The following is an 18162-nucleotide window of genomic DNA, read 5'->3' as shown; positions in this document are numbered from 1 at the left end:
TCGGACGAAAAAACGTTAACACCTGTCAACAAAAACCAAAATCAAAACCGAGAATTGAATGACCCTGTATAGTGAAACAGGGTCATTTAGTTTTCTCTTTTGTAGCCTACCCTGTTAGGTTGTGCTAATTTTTTCACTTAATGCCAAAGACTTATACATACCAAACATTTGCATTCTCCTTAAAAATGTGGTGTAATTATAGTAGGATGGAAGCAACGGAAGGCTGGAGAATCACCTTCTATGCTTTTACCCTCCCTATCTTCCGCTGTGCCTGACATTAAACACACCGAAACGGAGACTACACCCATGAAAAAAAACAGTCAAACCATACTTCTCGGGCTTGCTATTTCCCTGATACTTACTGTTTCTGCCGTGAATGCGGAGACCGCTAAAACGACGACTTCTCAGGTCAATTATGGTTATTACTATCTCCTCGATTATCTCAAAGAGCATTACCGCTTTTTACTTTCCCCCACACCCGAAGGACTCCATTACCATATCCGAATGACAACCACCGCAAATATTGATGATACTCCCGAAAGAGAGTTCCTTGTGCTAATCGTTGTAGATACAAAACCGCGCACCTTCTCCAGCAATGGCGTATTATCCGACAACTACATCCAAGCGTTTCTCCTCATTACGAACTGGAAAGGATCAAAGATTGAAAAAAAAGCCTGCTTCAAACTTTTTGACACGGGGACGCATCCGTCAGAGGTCCCAGCAGCAGAAGTCATCAAACTTCACAGTCCACCCTCCGGTTTCAAGTTACCGACCGATGTGTCGCTTAGACTCGCGGATGTGACGGACGATGGCACTTTAGACGTGTGGGTGAAATCTGCCCACGGGGTTGCGCTCATCTCTTTTGAGGACGGAGAATTCAAGGAAGTCTTCAGCCGCTACCCGGTGACCAGAGAGAAACTCACAAAAACTGCTGACGTTGAGTATTACGGCTACGATGTCCGGCACGAGCCTGAGGGTCAAAAGTATCACCGCTTTTTGGCGACCCCACCCCCGGAAGGCACCTCTTATGGCACCCGGATGAAAGCCGTCGCAAATATTGATGACACCCCCGAAAAAGAGACGATTGTTCTCATGGTGGTTAATTCAAAACACGAATGGCGCGCATGGAGTCAAGCGTTTCTCCTCATTACTGAACCTGAGACCGAGATAGACAGGTTGCCCAAGACGAAAGCGTTATTCACACTTTTTGGTGCAACGACTCACGATTTGAATGTCCCAACGAAAACCATTGAAGTTCAGAGTGTCCCCTTCGTTTTTGGGAAACCTTGGTGGAGCGGTAAGGATTGGAGTTTCCAGCATGTCTCTTTTGACCTTGTTGATCTGACGGGTGATGGCATTTTAGACATCTGGGTTGAACACGTCGAAGGTGTAGCTGTGATTTCTTTCCAAGAGGGTGAGTTTGTGGATGTCTGCAGTGCCTATAGTTCTTTCAAAAGGGAGCACCTGATAATAGAATACGTTGACCTCGATAACGATGGCAGCTACGAAATCAAGATTCCTGATGTCATACATATCAAGGATGCCCCTGGTGCGGCAGCTCTGGAATGGATGAGCCTCTACGAGTGGAATGGCACAACTTACGTTTTGAATAACGAAAGATTCTATGCTGAGAACGACAAGTTCCTCACGTGGTTATTGGAGCAGTATATTTTTTGGCAGCCTTTTTCAAGAAATGAGGAAATATACCATTTCTATATCGGCTTGGTATATGCCTATCGCGGCAAAACATTTATGGCGAGAAGACTGCTACAGCGCGTCGCCATAAATGCAAAGAACGATGATTATAGGAAAGCCGCCGAAGAACTCTTGAAAAACTTGCCACACAACTGAAAAGCAGAAACACCGCATCGGAGACAACACCTATGAAAAAAAACAGTCAAACCACATTTCTTGGGCTTGCGATTTTGCTGATACTTACGGCTTTTGTGGTGAATGCGGATACCGCCAAAACGACGACTTCTCAGGTCCACTATAGTTATTACTACTACTCGTATGATGATCTCGTAGAGTATTACGACTTTTTACCTTCCCCCGCCCCCGAAGGATTTCATTACCATGTCCGGATGATAGCCACCGCAAATATTGATGACACACCCCAAAAAGAGACTGTTTCTTTAATCGTTGTCGAGACAAAACCTCGCACACTCTTCAGTAGTGGTACAGACTTCGGCAACCGGAGCCACGCGTTCCTCCTCATTGCGAACAGGAAAGGAGGGAAACTCGAGAAAAAAGCGTTCTTCAAACTTTTTGATACAGGCATGCATCCGTTGAATGTCCCCGCAGCAACACTCATTGAACTTCATAACCGCCCGGTCGTCTTCTCGGAAATACATGAAGCTGCTCATAAACCGGACACTGTTTCCTTTAGACTTGTAGATTTGACGGACGATGGCACTTTAGATATTTGGGTGGAATCTGCCCACGGGGTTGCGCTGATCTCTTTTGAGAACGGCGAGTGGCTGGAAGTCTTCAGCCGGTACCCGGTGACCAGAGAGAAACTCACAAAAACTGCTGACGTTGAGTATTACTGGTACCAGGCCCGGTTTGATCCTGAGGGGCAAATGTATCACCGGTTTCTTCCGCCTCCGCCTGTCAAAGGAGTTTATTACGATACCCAGAGGAGAGCCACCGCAAATATTGATGACACGCCCCAAAAAGAGAACATTGTTCTAATCACGACTGAAACACGATATGAGGAACCCCGCAGCGAACCGGTCCAAGTGTTTCTCCTCATTGCTGAGAACGAGGCAGACACGTTGAAGAAAAAAGCGTTATTCAAACTTTTTGATGCCGGGACTTATGATTTAGAGGTCCCAGCGAAAACCAATGAACTTCAGAGTGTGCCCTTCGTCCTCCCAAAAGAGATCAGTAGTCGGGCTTGGTTGTCCGGTCGTGTCTGGTTTAGACTCGTTAATTTGACGGGCGATGGCACTTTAGACGTATGGGTGGAATCTTATTACGGGGTGGTTGTGATTTCTTTCCAGAACGGCGAGTTCAAGGAAGTCTGCAATGTCTATAGTTCTCATAGAAGGGAGGACCCTATAGAATATGTTGACCTTGATAACGATGGTATCTACGAAATTAAAATTCCCACCAGAATATCTATTGACGGTATCCCGGGCGCGGCGTATCCTGAATGGGTGAACCTCTACAAGTGGAATGGAACGACTTATGTTTTGAATAACGAAAGATTCTATGCTGAGAACGACGAATTCCTCACGCGGTCATTGAGCAACTATAATGGTTGGCCCCAAGGCTTTGGGAAAAGTGAGGAACAAACATTCTACATCGGGTTGATATACTACTACCGGGGCAACGCAGCAATGGCGAGAGAGTTTCTGCAGCAGGTCGTCGAACATGGAAAGAAACAAGATTACATTCAAGCCGCCGAATCTATCTTGAAAAAGTTGCCACATCAGTGATTAACATCATCTCCTGAGCGAAATCCAACACTTTAACCAGAAAAGGTAGCAGGAGGCAACACTCAGGTCTTGCTACCTTTTTCTCAAAGAAGTGTGTAAAACCCGTCAAACAGATGTGCAGGAAATACCAGACCATCTACGAAACGGGACCCCTGTCAGAAAAAATTAAACTTCACCGTCCCAATAACTCAGGCTCGGATCTTTACGGTAGATCTTTCCAACGACGTAAGGTAGTACTTTATTGGAATCAGGATATTCGCTTACGTCGTGTGGTGTAGTCGTACCGAGAATGAATAGCGTGACTGGGGCATCGCTGCTATTCACAAACTTATGCGCGCCAATTGTGCCCGGTGGAAACGCAATGAAATCCCCTTCCTTTACTTCCACATCGCCTCGTGGGGTCTTGAGTGTACAGGAGCCTTCCATCACATAGCACATCTCCTCGCCGAAGTTGTGGAAATGCATCGGGAAACTCATCTTATCCGGTTGGAGACGGATCACGCGGTATCCCAAATTTTTACCACCGATGAGCGGATCAATGTCTTTGTCCTCGAAGTCGTAAGGATGAGGGGCGTTTTTATACTGCCACTCTATTTCATCAATATGGATTCTGTTGATATAGATGTCTCGACGCGCTTGCAGGCAATCAACGAGGTGTTGGCGTGCGTCTTTAAAGATAGAGTGGCCGTCACCGACGAGAATCGTATTGAAGCGGAGTGCCAAGATTTTGCGGAGTTCAAGTGCTGCTTTGGGTGGATCGCTCAGTTTACCATCGGCAAGCAGTGTCAGTGCTCCCATCGGTTCACCCACTACGAGGTCCCCAAACAGGACGGTCTGTTTCTCTGGAAAGTAGAGGGCAATTTCACCCGGACTTTTCCCGTGTCTCAGATGGATGGCGTGTAAGCCCGGCACAATCGCCTCACGGTCCTGAACCATTCGAGTGGGTGCGATGTTCAACGCATCCGCATCCGCTTCATGCACAATCACGTCGGCACCTGTCCATTCTTGAAACACAGCAGCTTCGCGTTCATGATCGGCATTGGTCAGAATAATTGACTGCGCACCACCGAGTGCGGCCAGGTGCTCTCGGTCATCGTCAGACATTGGGACCGGATCTATCAGAATATTTCCGTCCGAGCGCACCCACAGATGCCCGTTAAAATCTATCTGTCGCTCTGGACTAAAAACCCCCCAAGTGTATATATCTTCAAAAATCGAACGTTTCATTACTGTTTTCCCTTTGAAACAAGTCCGTAGACCTCAAGTTCGTGTATGAAGGCTTTACCTAACTTTATTTGCGGCACAATTGCACCACGCCTCGGATCATACCGACTGGCTTGTTTTTCATCATCGGTGGTGCCGCTGACGTAGATTCGGATTGCATCTGTCACAACACCACTGACGCGCATTTTAATGATTGGACTCTCGTTGTTCTGAATCTGCATAATTGCACGCCAACGTCCTTCGCCTTCCAATTTCTCGTATATCATGGCGTTTATAATATTAGTCCCGTTGATGGTAATCCGATGAATCGCCTTTTCTGTCGGTAGGTTTAGATGAATCCACCGTCCGTTGGTGTATCCTCTCGTCTTCACATCGCCATCTATCATTTCAGGTGAGGTGCAAGTGACCCCTTCTGTAACGGCGTAATTGTAGAGCTCCTGCGGTTCAAAAATCATCTGCAGTGCCTTGGATTGGCACCCTGCAAAGAGTGCTATTGCAAAAAACGTTATGAAAATAGAAAGGTAACGTTGCATCTTTTCCTCCCGCTTGATGTTTTCATCTTTATAAGACATTATACCACATTTCCCGGTTTCTTTAAAGCAGAAATTTGCGAAAAACGTTGCTTTAAAACTGCACGCGACATATAATGTAGTATCTGTATTTGTTAAGCAAAAGGAGAAAAAAATGTATAAAAGCGCAATATTGGGATGTCGTGGACGGGCACGCGGACACGCACGCGCCTATGAACACGTCAAGGGTGGGAAACTCGCCGCGATCTGCGACATGAAAGAAGACCTGCTCAACGATTTCGGTGATGAATTCGGCATTGACGCTCGCTATACCGATCTCGATGAGATGCTTTCAAAAGAAAAGCCGGATCTGCTACACATCGTTACCGCCCCGGTGCTACGCGGCAGCAATGAACGTATCCGCTATCCGCTGATGAACCAAGCATCCGAACACGGTGTACCTGCAGCGATCGTAGAAAAACCGATCGCCGTTGAAAGCGAAGATTGGCGGCAGATATCCGAACTTGCCGAACGCACTAAAACGAAGTTCGTTGTCAATACACAACTCAATTTCCATCCACAAAACCTCGCGCTCAAGCGTGATGTCGCGGAAGGTAAAATCGGTGCGATTAAATTTATTGAGGCGAGTGCGCGCAACCCGCCCGTAGACCAAGCACCACACGTCCTACAACTCGTATCATCCTACATTGACAACTCGCGCCCGGCGAAGGTGCAGGGGCAAATTTCGGGGGCAGGACAACTCGACTCTGCACAACCCTCACCCGCAAACGCTACCGCTTTGGTTACTTACGCAAACGGTGTACAAACCTCAGTCGCATTCGGCCCCGAGATGGCACCACGTGTGCTTCCCGACACTGGCAACAACCGACACAAACGCGTGTGTGTGTTCGGCGAACAAGGATTTGTCCATTGGCGGTTTGAGAGTTGGGAACGGAATCTACCCGGAAGTGGATATGAAGGCGGCGACCTGAACTACGGCGCACAGGATGTCATCGCCCAGGGTGGACTCACGGACGCGGTTTTTGAGTGGCTTGATGACGAGAGCAAAGTCCATCCGACACACCTCAAGCAATCCCTCGCTGAATTCAATCTGTTATTGGGAATTTACTATAGCGGTTTGACAAACACTATCGTTGAATTGCCGTTTGATCCACCCGACGGTATGATTGACATGTTCAGAGAACGGCTTTAAAGGTAGTAGGCGCGCCGTTCACTGTTCCTTCACAGGCACCTTTCACGCGTCCTAAAAGAGATAACCCTCATGAATAACCTCATTTACATGGACAATCACGCCACAACACCGGTTGCCCCTGAAGTATTAGAGGCAATGCTGCCTTATCTTACCACGCATTTCGGTAATGCCTCCAGCACACACCCGTTCGGTATTGCTGCAAAGGACGCAGTAGACAAGGCGCGCCATCAGGTCGCTGAATTACTCGGTTGTTCAGCAGAAGAGATTATCTTCACCAGTGGTGCAACCGAATCGGACAATCTCGCCATCAGAGGAATCGCCTACGCCTGTAGAGAAAAGGGTAACCACATCATTACAAGCACAGCGGAGCATCACGCAATTCTTGATACCAGTCACACTTTGGCAGCAGAAGGGTTTGAAACGACATATCTTCCGGTGGACAAGTATGGGAGGGTAAGTCCTGACGATGTTGAAGCCGCGATAACCCCAAAGACTATCCTGATGAGTTTCATGTATGCGAATAACGAAGTCGGCACGATAAATCCTATTACCGACATTGCCGCGGTCGCTGCAAAACACGGTGTGCTTTTTCATTCAGACGCTGTGCAGGGAATCGGGCAGCTGCCCTCGAATATGACGGCACTCGGCTTAGATCTCGCTTCTCTGACGGCACATAAAATTTACGGTCCAAAGGGAATCGGCGCGCTTTACATCCGGAGAAATTGTTCTCAACCCCGTTCGCTTTTCTATGGCGGTGGTCAGGAGGAGGGTGTTCGTCCAGGTACTTTGAACGTCGCGGGAATCGTCGGCTTAGGAGCAGCGTGTGAACTTTCTAAGACATACATGGAAATGGGAAAAAGTCGCGTATCAACGCTACGTGACGCACTCCATCAGAAGTTAATTACACACTTGGATGACATCCATCTCAACGGGCATCCAGAACAACGTCTGCCGGGTAATCTTAATCTCTGCTTTGCTGGTGTACAGAGCCATGCTTTGCTGATGGGGCTTAAAAGTGTTGCAGTGTCAACTGGATCAGCGTGTGATTCAGAGTCGGTGAAGGCATCACATGTCTTGGTTGCAATGGGGGTTCCGAATGAACTGGCGTTGACTGCTGTCCGTTTCGGTTTAGGACGCTACAACACTGCTGAAGAGGTCGATATTGTTGCAGATGAAGTCACAAAAGTCGTCAATCGGCTACGGGCATTGGCACCCGAATAGTAATGCTCTAAGTCCCTTGCTCCGCTTGCGGATGATTTTTGGCGGCGTGTTCGGCAAGTTGAAATTTTCCGCGATACTATGCTATACTTTCATCGTGGAATTTAAACCCATAGTGAGGAGATACGTATGTCATCTATTGCAGCCCGAACCTACCTAACCCCTGAAGAATATATCGTTGCCGAACGCAAGGTGACACTCAAAAGTGAATACCTGAGCGGCGAGATCGTCGCAATGTCGGGGGCAAGTAACGCGCATACCCTTATCACAGTGAACACTGCGACTCATCTCTATAACCAGCTGGTAGAGGGGAATTGCAGAGTATTGATGAGCAATATGCGCGTCGGTATTGGAGCAGGTGTCTCCTACTTCTATCCAGATGTCACGGTTGTCCGCGATGAACCGCGTTTTGAGGATGATGCTTTCGACACACTCATCAATCCACAGGTTATTATTGAAGTACTTTCTGATTCAACCGCAGGCTATGATCGAGGCGAAAAATTCATACGCTATCGGCAACTGGAATCACTTCAAGAATACATCCTTATTTCACAAGATCAGGTTCAAGTCGACCACTATCTTCGTCAAGACAAACAATGGGTGCTTACCGAATTCAGCACACTTGAGGATGTGTTACGGCTCGTTTCAATCGGCGCGGAACTCCCCTTGCATCAGGTTTACAGATTTATTGAACTTGAAACCGATGATGTCCTTCAAACCACTCATACCGTCTAAAAAAGGGACTCTATCTCATGCTGACCGTTGAGCAACTCGTCACTTGTGGATTGGAAAAAGCAGAGGCGTTGCAGATAACCGAAACCGTCAACCGGATATTGCCAACACAGTCCCCAACAGCCTGCTGGTACGAAATTTCGCGCTACATCCTCACGCCACAACACCCGTTTGCCCTGCACCAATTGCTTTATGAGACGGTATACGCCGACTTTGATCGTACGACACACGGCCCCCCACCTGCCTGGTTTCCTACAGATGAAGACATCACCGAGGCAAATATCACGCGTCTAATGGCGGAATTACACATCAAGACCTACCCTGAGTTCCATGCTTGGTCAATTGCCAATCGTGACACGTTTTGGCAGATGATGATCGACACATTGCGGATCAAAGCAGCAGACGTATATCCGAAGGCACAACGAGACGCGACGGGTATCGCAACAAAACTTGCGAAGCTCAACATTGTTGAAAGCTGCTTTAATGCACCTAACGATGCCATCGCGATTGTTGCGCGACACCAAAACGACGAAAACCTGGTAACACTCACTTATCATGAACTGGAATCTCTTACAAATCGGGTTGCAAACGGACTTGTTGAAATCGGTATGGAGCAAGGTGACGCGATAGCAATTGACATGCCGATGACTGCTGAATCTGTCGCTGTCTATTTAGGAATTGTCAAAGCAGGATGTGTTGTTGTTGGTATTGCCGATAGTTTTGCACCGGACGAGATAGCCACTCGTCTCCGCATCGGCAATGTAAAAGCCATCTTCACGCAGGATTATATCAACAGAGCAGGTAAACGTCTCCCGTTGTATGAGAAAGTGATCGCCGCGAACGCTCAAAAAGCCATTGTTTTTTCCTGTGAAGGCGGTGACGCTGTTGCGCGAATCCAACGTGAAGACGATACGACATGGGGCGACTTCCTTAGTGACGAGGTGACCTTCACTGCTGTTCCGTGCCATCCTGATGCACATACCAATATTCTCTTCTCCTCCGGCACCACTGGCGAACCGAAGGCGATTCCGTGGACACATACCACACCGATTAAAGTCGCCGCAGATGCCTATCTACACCACGACATTCACCCGGGTGACGTGCTGGCATGGTACACAAACCTCGGTTGGATGATGGGACCTTGGCTCATCTACGCCAGTCTTATTAACAAAGCGACTATTGCCCTGTATGATGGCGGGTCTCCGACTGGACGTGACTTTGGTATCTTTGTCCAGAATGCAAAGGTCAGCATGCTCGGTGTCGTGCCTACCCTTGTGCGCGCATGGAAAAATACGAGGTGTATGCACGGGCTGGACTGGCGTGCGATTCGAGCGTTCAGTTCAACAGGTGAATGTTCTAATCCAGAGGAGATGCTTTTCCTTATGTCTTTGGCAGGCTATAAGCCGGTAATTGAATACTGTGGTGGCACCGAAATCGGGGGTGGTTATATCACTGGCACACGCGTCCAACCGGCTGCACCTTCGATGTTCACAACGCCAGCACTCGGTGTGGATTTCCGATTCTTTGACGGGAACGGGGAACCGACAGAAAACGGCGAGGCTTTCATCATCCCGCCCTCGCTCGGTCTCTCTACGAGTTTGCTCAACGCTGACCACAACGAAGTCTATTTTGCGGGGACACCGCAACCCAATCTACGCCGCCACGGCGATGCAATTGAGCGGTTAGGCAATGGCTTTGAAACCGAGCCTTGGCTTGCGGGGATTAAATACCGCGTTCACGGTCGGGTTGACGATACAATGAACCTGAGCGGTATCAAGGTGAGTTCGGCAGAGATTGAAGAAGTGCTTAACGTCGTCAGCGAGGTCCAGGAGACAGCGGCGGTCGCTATCTCACCGAAAGATGGCGGTCCCAGTCAACTCGTCATCTACACCGTGTTGGCAGCATCAGAAGCAGCACCCACAAAACAAGAACTTCACGCAACGTTACAAACCCAGCTTTCCGCCCATCTCAATCCGTTGTTCAGAATTCACGATGTCGTTATCGTAGATGCGTTGCCGCGAACCGCTTCTAATAAAATTATGCGTCGCCTTTTGCGCGCCAGAAGAAATTTTACTAAAAATTGACATCTGTCGTTTTTTCAGGTATACTTAACACAAATACCCGAATGACATACACTTGTTTTTTCAATCACTTTGTGGAAAAGGAGATGTTCTCATGGAAACGCACCCAAATGCACGCCACATCCCTTACGCTCCCACAGAAACTGCCGACCTATACCCTGAATCGGATGGGAAACCTATGGCTGAAACGGATATGCACGCAGTGGCTATCATCGATTTACGGCAACGTTTTGACGGCTTCTTCGCGGATAACCCGGATACTTATGTCTCCGGGACTCTCATGATGTATGATGTAGAGGGCCCCAGCCGCACAGCCGTTTCACCCGATATCCTCGTCTCTTTCGGTATAGGCAAGAAACTCCGCCGCACCTATAAGGTGTGGGAAGAGGGAAAGCCGCCAGACTTCGTGATGGAGTTTTCGAGCAAAGGAACGTTTCAAAATGACTTAGGGCATAAAATGGCACATTACGCGTCAATGGGAATACCAGAGTATTTTCTCTGCGATATAGATAGACGCTATTTGCCCACACCGCTGATGGGGTTTCGCCTCAAAGGTGAGACTTATGAGCGGATACCCGAGAATGTAGATGGTAGTATTCCTTCTGTGACATTAGGCGTATCGTTCCATCTGTTGGATGAAGGATTAGCCGTTTATGCGGAGGCGATGGGACACTGGCTGCAAACGCCTGCTGAGGCGGCAGAGGCAGCAGAGCAGCGCGCAGAACAAGAAGCCGCCGCACGCGCGCGTGAAGCCGCCGCACGCGCCGAAGCGGAAGCGGAAGTCTCGCGCCTGCGCGAAGAACTCGAGCATCTCAAAGCGCGCTTGTCAGATAACTAACGCTTGATGCGCGCAGCCCCAAAATTTCGTACTATTTTAGAAAATCACGCACTTGTAATGGAGAACCACTATGGAAAAACAGTTCAAAGTTAGAGCAGCACATTGTGATTATCGCGCAACGGAAGAGGAGATCTATCAAACGCTCCGTCGCATCACCGACCCGCTCACCCGTGCTTGGAAACCGATTGAAACCGCCAAGAAGGTGGTCATGAAATTCAACATGATGAAGCCACCTGAGCGGATTATCTATTACGAGGGTCGGCGGCGAGAATTGGTAGATGATGCCACCTGTCGTGCCGTGCTGCGGCTGATTAAGGAGCATACGACCGCGCAGCTTATCGCGACGGACACAAACCCTTACACGCACGGACATCGGATGCCGCCTGATTTCAATTACCTGCACCATTTGAAAGAATTTGATGTGCAGTTCGTTGATTCCAACTTACCACCTTTCAAGGACTATGATGTTCCGGGTGGTGGTTCAATGTTCGACCGCTATACACTGAGTGCATGTTTTGACGATGCAGATGCGGTCGTCTCCGTGGCGAAGATGAAGAACCACGCCTTCATGGGGATTACCTTATGCACCAAAAATCTATTCGGTTTGCCGCCGATGCTGCTCCCAGAAGGCAGGACCCGGAGTTATTACCACCATCTCATCCGTCTCTCCTATGTGCTTCCGGACCTGGCACTTATCACGAAACCGTGCCTCAATATTATCGACGCATTAACGGGACAGTGGGGACGCGAATGGGGCGGCGAAGGCAGAATCTGTAACGCACTCATCGCAGGCGATCACCCGATCTCCACAGATACCGTTGGCATGCACCTAATGGGACACGATCCGCAATCTGATTGGCCCACACCGCCCTTCAAACGCGATCGGAACCATATCTTGATCGCCGCACAGCGTGGATACGGCACCGTCAACTTGGACGAGATTGATTGGGAGAGTGAAGTTGAAGCACCTTTAGCCGAATTTGATTCTGTCGAAACAGATACGCCAGAAACGGTTGCCAATTGGCGGAAAACGACGTGTGAACAGGGATTGGTCTATCAAGAGAACCAGAAAGACCTTATTGACCGGTATCGTGATAACTTCATCTATATGCAAGGCGGCGAAGTCGTCTGGAGCGGACCGGATCCATCGAATCTCGGCAGCCGTCGGCAGCTGAGCGGTGAAAAGAAGGACAGTGCGCTCTGGCTCAAACTCGTCGATGCTGAGGAGCATGAGGGTGAACGTTTTAACGTCTACGAGGAGTGCTTGAAAAACTTTGCTGCATAGTTTTCATCGTGCATTGGCGAGGTTTAAGCACAAATTTTGATTTTAAGGAAGGATGGAAAATAGGAAGGGTGGAAGAACCGCCATGTTTGCTATCTTCCCAGGAAAACACCCAAGCAAAAACACTTCCATACTTCCAACTTTCCAACTCATCCGAAGATCAAAAACGTCCATCTAATATTGAAACTTGCTTAAAGGAGAACTCAAGATGAGTATCACCGACGCACAAAAGAAGCAGCTGGACGAACAGGGATGTATCGTCATTCCAGACGTGCTTTCCGATGAGGAAATCGAGGTCTATAGAACCGATATACTCAGGTTGGCAGAGGAGGAGAAGCAGAACGGGTTGGCGCGTCAACATACCGACGGGCGTGGACAGCATGTTCGCTGGTTGGTGAACAAAGGACAGATGTATGAAAAACTCGTTGCCAGATCCAAGGTGATGCCCTTCTTTGAACATCTCCTCGGTCCCGATTATACGCTCAGCACCCTTACCTCTAACATTATTGATCCGGGCGCACCAGATGGTGGCTACCACGTTGATAGCGTGTTAGGGTCTATGCCGGAGCCGCTGCCCAGTTTCCCACTGGTCGCCAACAGCCTCTGGCTGCTCGACGATTTCACACCGGAGAACGGCGGCACACGCCATGTTCCCGGCATCCATCTTCAGCGAATCAAGCCACCTCCCGGCACGACGCACCACCCCGATGAGGTCCGACTCTCTGCCCCGAAAGGTTCCGTATTTCTGTTCAACGGTGCGATATGGCATTCCGCGGGTGCCAACAAAACCGATCGACAGCGCATCGCGTTGATCTGTTTCTGTTGCCGTTCTTTTATCAAACCGATGTTCGACTTCGTGCATCATCTCAACCCGGAAGTCGTTGAGCGCGCTACCCCCACCATGCGCCGAATCTACGGGTTCGATTCCCAACCTCAACCCCCAGATCAACCCGCGCGGTAATTACATTCGCTGACGGGGTTTCTTAACTTCTCCTTTCATGATAGATCCCCTCTTCGCTGGCGAGGGTTTAGGAAGAACTCACACAAGGTTCTTCCAAACCTCACCAATAAACCTGTACCCTTAACCGTAAATCTCACGTTATAACTTAAAGCGCACGCTTTAGCAATTTCTGACCTTTAGACAATAACCTATAAAAGGTCGTTATCTGATACCATTTCTAATTGAATACCTTTCAATGTGCTTGTAACATAAACTTTTAGTTTGTGTCACCTATTTCCTTTCAGAAAAGTTGTTCATGCGATATTTATTTTCAGAAATGGTATGAGAACTGAATAATCGTTTTCTGAAAGGAGAACAAGAGGAGATTCCATTATGACAATGATAACCGTTCAGTGGCAGAGATGTCTTAAGAACTCGCTTTGGTGTCAATTCAATGAAAAACTCTTGAGCAATGGTCGTTTTGAGACCCATCTCGGTGACCATAGTGTCAATATTAGCGGCATCTACATCATCTGGACAGGGATTGACAACCGCACGGTACTTAAAGTCGGAAGCGGGATTATCAAGGATAAATTGGAAGCACATCTCAGAGATCCTGAAATTCAAGCCTATAAACCCACGCGATTATACGTTACGTGGGCTTCTACCCTATCTGTAATTGGCACAGAAGAGATACAAAAAGGTATTGAGAAGTTTCTGGATATTGTATTTAAACCGAAATTGGCAGAACACTTACCTGATGTTGATCTCGTAATGGTCAATCTACCTCGGTGGAATAAACCGGTGCCCCCACTGTGAGAAGTCCAACTATAGTAAAACCCGAAAATAAGAGGACACTTTGGAAAACACAAAACACCTCACTATCGCTGGCGAGGTTTGTAACCTCGCCCTTCTACAATGTCTAATTAATTGTAGGTTTTACAAATATAGATACCGTATTACCTTGCCGGATATCAACGACACAACAGTGCAACCCTGACATAGGCGATTGCCTGCTGGGTTTTTAACCTCACCTAATTCCCAAAATCGGTAATTGTCCCTTCCTCATACAGGAGCGGGCTCCAGCTCGCGATGCTCCCATAGAACCAACAGAAAACCGCATAACTCTGGCTATGTCCTGTTTTACTTGCCTTCATCAGAATTAACATGCTATACTGATACCATATCCGCATCCTTCTTTTAATGACCTAAGCCTAAATATTTACAGAAAATACCATGCCAAACCGACGCGAAACAACAATTACAAATGAATTGGTGAACATCTTACGAAACATGCGCCACGGATGGGAGCTCGAAACGGAAGTCAACGCTTTCATCCGAGGCAACAGCGAACTTGATGCTATTGTCATTGAACACGGTAGAGAACCCGTCGGAATTGAAGCAAAATTCGCAACCACCACTAATGCCAAAAATCTGATTGAACAGGCAGAAACAAGGCTTGTTCTGGAGCTTGAAACGGAATATCACGTCGTTGGAAAAACGCTCAATAACGTCATGGCAATCCTGTATCCTGACCGTTTTAAGACGATGCAGGGAAAGGATATCAACCCACAACTACGCGCTGCAGATGACCTACAATACAAACTCGTCAATACAGTCGGTGATACCGTAGGACACTTCCCAGAAAATGGATGGGCGAAAGGCACTGTAGGCGACATAGCAAACGCGCTCCACGTTGGTGCAATGCCGACCTCTCAACTTGAAGAGGCAGCGGAAGAGATGGAGAAAAGTATCAACAAGGCAGCTTACCTTCTTGAAGATGCTATCGTTGATCATCCTGCCATCGCCAAGAAAATTGAGACGATTCTGCACCAAGAGGTTTCCTCTAAAGCGGAAGATAACACAGAAGAAAAACCGAACGTCCAGACGCTCCGTATGGCAGCATTGATTATCACCGATGCTTTTGTCTTTCAAAGTTCCCTCGCCGGTAAAGCAGAGATGGAATCTGTTCGCTCACTCCGACAACTCCTACCGATAATTGATTATGCCGATGTTATTGAGGACTGGAACACGATTCTCAAGGTTAATTATCGCCCAATCTTTGAGGATGCCCGACACCTCGTTGAGGCACTCGCTACGGATGATAGACTGGTCAAATATATCTTAAAACTGCTATGTGAGGCTGCAAAAGATCTTGTTGATACCGGTATTGCACAGATTCACGAACTCGCTGGTATTGTGTTCCAAAAACTTATCACCGACAGGAAATACGTCAAGGCGAACTATACGCTCCCCGAAAGCGCGGTGCTGCTCTCCACACTTGTGATGCCTGAACTGCCGAAAGGTAAACTCCCGAAAGTGGCAGACTTCGCTTGCGGAACAGGGGCACTCCTTAATGGTGTCTATCAACGTATCTTGTCTTTGTATGAACAATCGGGTGGCAACGGTAGGGACATCCATCAGCGAATGTTGGAGAAGCACATCGGTGGTGTAGATATTATGCCGAATGCGACACACCTCACAGCGGCTGCACTTGCGAGTACGTATGCAGGTGTCAAAATCGGCGGCACGCAAATCGTAACTGCGCCTTACGGTATGATAGATAATAGGGGTTATGCTATAGGTTCGTTGGAATTGCTTGATGATATAAAACTATTTGACACAGAGGCAGAGCAAATAGGTGGCGAGGAAAATACCGTAGTTAGACTCCAACAGACGTTCCAGCATAATGATTTTGATATTGTGGTTCAGAATCCCCCGTTTACGAAACCAGGAACAGATCAAGGTAGTAATATACCAAAAACGACATTCCAGGGAAGTGATCGTCCAGAAGAAGATAAGAAGGCAATGCAGGCAGTGCTGCGAAGTAAAGACTCCCGGATAGCACATGGATTGAGTGGACTCGCCTCCTACTTTATAGACCTTGCAGATCGGAAACTTAAACACGGCGGTACTATGGGCTGCATTTTACCAGCGACGATTCTGACATCATCTACTATGCAAAAAATGCGAGACAGGCTGGCATCGGAATATCACAGAGTCGTAGTGATCACTATTGCTGAAGCAAAGACAGCAGCCGCGGCGTTTTCCGCGGATACTGGCATGGCGGAATGCATTGTGGTAGCAAAGAAAGGAACAGACAAAAGCAGTGGACGAGGAAAATTCGTGTGTCTGAATCAACGCCCTCAAAGCTTATTAGAAGCAATGGAAATAGCAAAGTATGTTAATCGAAACGAGAACACACGGCGGTTAGAAGATATTCCCAGTGGCGGTGATATAATTAAAATTGGTAATGACATCATTGGACAAATGCTGGACTGTCCACTTCCGCTTGGTAAAGGTTGGGGAGTGTCTCGCGTAAAATCAATGGCGTTGATTCAGTCTGTTTACGGTATACAAAAAGGAAGTATATACCTACCCTTGCAAACAACAAAGGTTAATGTTCCTATTTGTCGTGTAGAGGACATAGCTCAAGTTGGATGGCACCCAGAAAATGTCTATGGAAAGAATGGACCATTTGAGATGGTTAAAGGTAATACCAACGGTGATGGATATCCTTGCCTCTGGAGTTTGAACAGTGAAACTCAGCGGTCAATGCTGGTTAACCCTGATTCCAGGGGGATTCCGCGCAGGAACGCAGAGGAGAACCTTCAAAAAATCCTGACTAAAAACAGTAGAGTTCATTACAATTTGTACTTGAGATTTAATGCTAACTCGACCCTGGCACTCGTAACAGCGACTCCTTCGGTTGGGGTTAATAGGATACCTAACGTTGCGTTTGAAAACCCACAGCATGAGATTACTTTCGCTCTGTGGTGCAACTCAACATTCGGCTTAATGTGTCATTGGATACATAGTGGAAAACAGCAGTCTGGTCGCGGTATTCTAACACTCAAAACGTTAGCGACGACCCCTACGCTGGATGTCCGTGAACTCTCCGATGAAGCGTTAGCAAACGCTGAAAAGGTGTTTGAACAGTTGAAGTATAAACGGATGCTGCCTTTCAATGAGTGCGATAATGACCCTATGCGCAAAGAATTAGACCGCCGACTACTAACAGAGGTGTTGGGAATTACGAGCGATAACGTGCTTGAATCCATGCAAACACTCCGCGAGATGCTCTGCGCTGAGCCGAGTATCCACGGTGGAAAGCAGTCTAAGTGTGACCTTGATGCGGAGTTGGCGATGCTTAAGAAGAAGGGGATTGCTTTTCCGAGTTGGTATGTTGATTAAATCGGTAAAATTAATTTCCTATTCGCGCCTACTGATTCACCCTGATATAGCAGAAGTCGCTTTGACTCATGCTGCTTTTAAACTTGGCATAGGCAGTGTAAATATGCTATAATGACTAAAAGAAGTAGAAATAGTGAACGAATAAAATTGTTATGAAAAGGACTCTCGGCAGGAGGAAAAATCTGTGCCAATACTTGAATTCATAACTATTGTTTCTGGTGGTGCCTCCATTGCTGGTGGAGTTGATGTCATCCGAAAACACTTTACCAACACCAACAGTACGCCAGAAGATCTTTTCAAAAAATCGTTTGTTGCTGCAGTTAGACAAATTGCCCCGAGTCTTGACGATGTCGCCGATCCAAAAGAAATTAAGGTAAATCATAACACGCTTAATAAAGTAATGGCCTCACTCAAGGATATGGATATAAACACACTAGTAGTCTGTCACATTTATATTGCTGGATATAATTTGTTGAGTTTGATGCGTG

General features: G+C 47.6%; 14 protein-coding genes. 12 read left to right on the top strand and 2 right to left on the bottom strand.

Annotated elements, in window-relative coordinates; genetic code table 11:
• The first annotated feature begins 306 nt into the window (after positions 1-306).
• On the top strand, positions 307-1851 hold the full coding sequence (locus tag OXH39_13735; protein ID MCY3551517.1) for a hypothetical protein: 1545 nt from the start codon (positions 307-309) through the stop codon (positions 1849-1851).
• 32 nt (positions 1852-1883) lie between these two features.
• Complete coding sequence (locus OXH39_13730) at positions 1884-3443, top strand: hypothetical protein (GenBank protein MCY3551516.1); 1560 nt, start codon at positions 1884-1886, stop codon at positions 3441-3443.
• A 165-nt stretch (positions 3444-3608) separates the two neighbouring features.
• On the opposite strand, the gene OXH39_13725 is transcribed toward OXH39_13730, so the two are convergent.
• Entirely contained in the window at positions 3609-4670 is a 1062-nt protein-coding gene (locus tag OXH39_13725) for a cupin domain-containing protein (GenBank protein ID MCY3551515.1), read from the bottom strand.
• Entirely contained in the window at positions 4670-5239 is a 570-nt protein-coding gene (locus tag OXH39_13720; protein MCY3551514.1) for a hypothetical protein, read from the bottom strand. The genes OXH39_13725 and OXH39_13720 overlap by 1 nt, the downstream gene beginning before the upstream one ends.
• 112 nt (positions 5240-5351) lie before the next feature.
• Here OXH39_13720 and OXH39_13715 point away from each other — a divergent pair, with 112 nt between their 5' ends.
• The 10 genes from OXH39_13715 to OXH39_13670 form a co-directional block, all read left to right on the top strand.
• Complete coding sequence (locus tag OXH39_13715) at positions 5352-6389, top strand: Gfo/Idh/MocA family oxidoreductase (protein MCY3551513.1); 1038 nt, start codon at positions 5352-5354, stop codon at positions 6387-6389.
• A gap of 69 nt (positions 6390-6458) precedes the next feature.
• Positions 6459-7610: a cysteine desulfurase family protein gene (locus OXH39_13710; GenBank protein MCY3551512.1), complete on the top strand. Its 1152-nt coding sequence runs from the start codon at positions 6459-6461 to the stop codon at positions 7608-7610.
• A gap of 126 nt (positions 7611-7736) precedes the next feature.
• Positions 7737-8342 carry a Uma2 family endonuclease gene (locus tag OXH39_13705; protein ID MCY3551511.1) on the top strand — a complete coding sequence of 202 codons (606 nt, stop codon included), beginning with the start codon at positions 7737-7739 and terminating at the stop codon, positions 8340-8342.
• Positions 8343-8359: 17 nt separating this feature from the next.
• Entirely contained in the window at positions 8360-10423 is a 2064-nt protein-coding gene (locus OXH39_13700; protein MCY3551510.1) for an AMP-binding protein, read from the top strand.
• A 91-nt stretch (positions 10424-10514) separates the two neighbouring features.
• On the top strand, positions 10515-11258 hold the full coding sequence (locus tag OXH39_13695; protein MCY3551509.1) for a Uma2 family endonuclease: 744 nt from the start codon (positions 10515-10517) through the stop codon (positions 11256-11258).
• Positions 11259-11328: 70 nt separating this feature from the next.
• Positions 11329-12543 (top strand): DUF362 domain-containing protein, encoded by a 1215-nt coding sequence (locus OXH39_13690; GenBank protein MCY3551508.1) that lies wholly within the window; start codon positions 11329-11331, stop codon positions 12541-12543.
• A 205-nt stretch (positions 12544-12748) separates the two neighbouring features.
• Positions 12749-13501, top strand: a complete 753-nt coding sequence (locus OXH39_13685) for a phytanoyl-CoA dioxygenase family protein (GenBank protein MCY3551507.1) — start codon at positions 12749-12751, stop codon at positions 13499-13501.
• Positions 13502-13873: 372 nt separating this feature from the next.
• Positions 13874-14299, top strand: coding sequence for a hypothetical protein (locus tag OXH39_13680; protein MCY3551506.1), 426 nt, complete (start codon positions 13874-13876; stop codon positions 14297-14299).
• A gap of 417 nt (positions 14300-14716) precedes the next feature.
• A complete protein-coding gene (locus tag OXH39_13675; GenBank protein ID MCY3551505.1) occupies positions 14717-17674 on the top strand; it encodes a hypothetical protein in 2958 nt (985 codons plus the stop codon).
• Positions 17675-17858: 184 nt separating this feature from the next.
• Positions 17859-18162: hypothetical protein (locus tag OXH39_13670; protein ID MCY3551504.1), on the top strand; the 304-nt coding region annotated here is incomplete at its 3' end.

It is taken from the genome of Candidatus Poribacteria bacterium (assembly GCA_026702755.1).
Lineage (GTDB): Bacteria > Poribacteria > WGA-4E > WGA-4E > WGA-3G > WGA-3G.
This window is presented reverse-complemented; position numbering and strand designations above follow the sequence as displayed.